The organism is Pseudomonas sp. Pse35 (assembly GCF_024519715.1).
In the GTDB taxonomy this organism is placed as follows: Bacteria; Pseudomonadota; Gammaproteobacteria; order Pseudomonadales; family Pseudomonadaceae; genus Aquipseudomonas; species Aquipseudomonas paracarnis.
Genome location: NZ_JALJRP010000072.1, coordinates 1 through 2,869 on the forward strand (window position 1 = coordinate 1; position 2,869 = coordinate 2,869).

Annotated in this window: 1 protein-coding gene; it reads left to right on the forward strand. The window is 55.7% G+C overall.

Annotated features, from left to right (window positions below; translation table 11 throughout):
* The coding region (locus OC445_RS26850; RefSeq protein ID WP_315986354.1) for an immunoglobulin-like domain-containing protein at positions 1-2,869 on the forward strand (2,869 nt) is incomplete at both ends.

Sequence of the window (2,869 nt, forward strand, 5' to 3'; positions counted from 1 at the left end):
TTTGAAAATCTGGTTCCAGGTACTACCCCAGTTAACACGACCGTTACCGATACACCGGGCACCGATAACACCACTACCGTGACACTGACGGCTCCGACCGAGGCGAATGAGGGTGGCGAGATCACTTACACCGCCACGCTTTCCAACAAAGCGGGCACTGACGTCACGCTGAAGTTGGATAACGGTTCGTCGATCACCATCAAGGCTGGCGAAACTGTTGGCACCGTCACCGTCCCTGCGCCTACCGATGATGTATTCATCGATAAGAGCACTCAGACCGTTCAGATCACCGAGGCCACTGGCGGCAACTTCGAAAAACTCGAAGTGGCAGGCAACGGCGCGACCACCACGGTCAACGACACCATCGACAAGGTCGATGTAGTTCTGACGGCCACTACCACTGTCGGCGAAGGCGGCAACATCGTCTACACCGCCAGCCTTGTGGATAAAAACGGCGCACCGGTGACTAACATCACTAACCCGCTGACCGTGACCTTGGATAACGGCAAGACAATCACCATCGGTGTGAACCAGTCGAGTGGCTCTGTCACCACTATCGCGCCGGATGACGTTTATAAAGGCGACCAGACCGTCACTACCGCTATCAAAGGCGTCACTGGTGGCGAGCACTTTGAAAACTTGGTCCCTGGCACGACGGCAGTGAACACCACTGTCACCGACACCCCCGGTACCGACAACACAACGACTGTCATCCTGACTGCGCCAAATGCAGTTAACGAAGGTGGCCAGATCACGTACACCGCGACCTTGAGCAACAAGGCTGGCACCGACGTCACGCTGAAACTCGACAACGGCTCAAGCATCACCATCAAGGCTGGCGAAACCGTAGGCACCGTCACTGTCCCTGCGCCTACCGATGACGTGTTCATCGACAAGAGCACGCAGACCGTCAAGATCACCGAGACCACTGACGGCAACTTCGAGAAGTTAGAAGTCGCAGGCAACGGCGCAACCACCACGATCAACGACACCATCGACAAAGTCGATGTGGTCCTGACCGCCACCACTACCATTGGTGAAGGCGGCAATATCGTCTATACCGCCAGCCTTGTGGATAAGAACGGCGCGCCGGTGACCAACATCACCAACCCGCTGACCGTTACCTTGGACAACGGTAAAACCATCACCATCGGCGTAAACCAATCGAGCGGTAGCGTTTCGGTTGTTGCTCCTGATGATGTGTACAAGGGCGACCAAACCGTCACCACCGCCATCAAAGGCGTGACCGGCGGCGAGCACTTCGAAAATCTGGTTCCAGGTACTACCCCGGTTAACACCACCGTTACTGATACACCGGGCACCGATAACACCACTACCGTAACGCTGACAGCTCCGACCGAGGCGAATGAGGGTGGCCAGATCACTTATACCGCCACGCTTTCCAACAAAGCGGGCACTGACGTCACGCTGAAGTTGGACAACGGCTCGTCGATCACCATCAAGGCTGGCGAAACTGTTGGGACCGTCACCGTGCCCGCCCCTACCGATGACGTGTTCATCGACAAGAGCACGCAGACCGTCAAGATAACCGAGACCACTGGCGGCAACTTCGAGAAGTTAGAAGTCGCAGGCAACGGCGCAACCACCACGATCAACGACACCATCGACAAGGTCGATGTAGTTCTGACGGCCACTACCACTGTCGGCGAAGGCGGCAACATCGTCTACACCGCCAGCCTTGTGGATAAAAACGGCGCGCCGGTGACCAACATCAACAATCCGCTGACTGTGACTTTGGATAACGGCCAGACCATCACTATTGGCGTAAACCAATCGAGCGGTAGCGTTTCGGTTCTAGCTCCTGATGATGTGTACAAAGGCGACCAGACCGTTACCACTGCTATCAAAGGCGTCACTGGCGGCGAGCACTTTGAAAATCTGGCTCCAGGTACTACCCCGGTTAACACCACCGTTACTGATACACCAGGTACAGACAACATCACTACTGTGACGCTGACAGCGCCTAACGCTGTTAACGAAGGTGGACAGATTACGTACACCGCCACGCTTTCCAACAAAGCGGGCACTGACGTAACACTGAAACTCGACAACGGTTCAAGCATCACCATCAAGGCCGGCGACACTGTTGGCACTGTGACCGTGCCCGCCCCTACCGATGACGTGTTCATCGATAAGAGCACCCAGACCGTCAAGATCACCGAAACCAGTGGTGGCAACTTCGAAAAGCTCGAAGTGGCAGGCAGCGGCGCGACCACTACGATCAACGACACCATCGACAAGGTTGATGTAGTTCTGACCGCCACTACCACTGTTGGTGAAGGCGGCAATATCGTCTACACCGCTAGCCTCGTGGATAAAAACGGCGCACCGGTGACCAACATCACCAATCCGCTGACCGTCACCCTCGATAACGGCAAGACCATCACCATCGGCGTAAACCAATCGAGCGGTAGCGTTTCGGTTATTGCTCCTGATGATGTGTATAAGGGCGACCAAACCGTCACCACTGCTATCAAAAGCGTGACTGGCGGCGAGCATTTTGAAAACCTGGTCCCAGGTACAGATAACGTCATTACAACTGTGACTGATACACCGGGTACCGACAACACCACTACCGTGACGCTGACGGCTCCGACCGAGGCGAGCGAAGGTGGTCAGATTACCTATACCGCGACCTTGAGCAACAAGGCTGGCACTGACGTCACCCTGAAGCTGGATAACGGCTCGTCGATCATGATCAAGGCTGGCGACACTGTTGGCACCGTGACTGTCCCTGCGCCTACCGATGACGTGTTCATCGACAAGAGCACGCAGACGGTCAAGATCACCGAAACCACCGGCGGCAATTTCGAAAAACTCGAAGTGGCAGGCGACGGCGCAACCACCA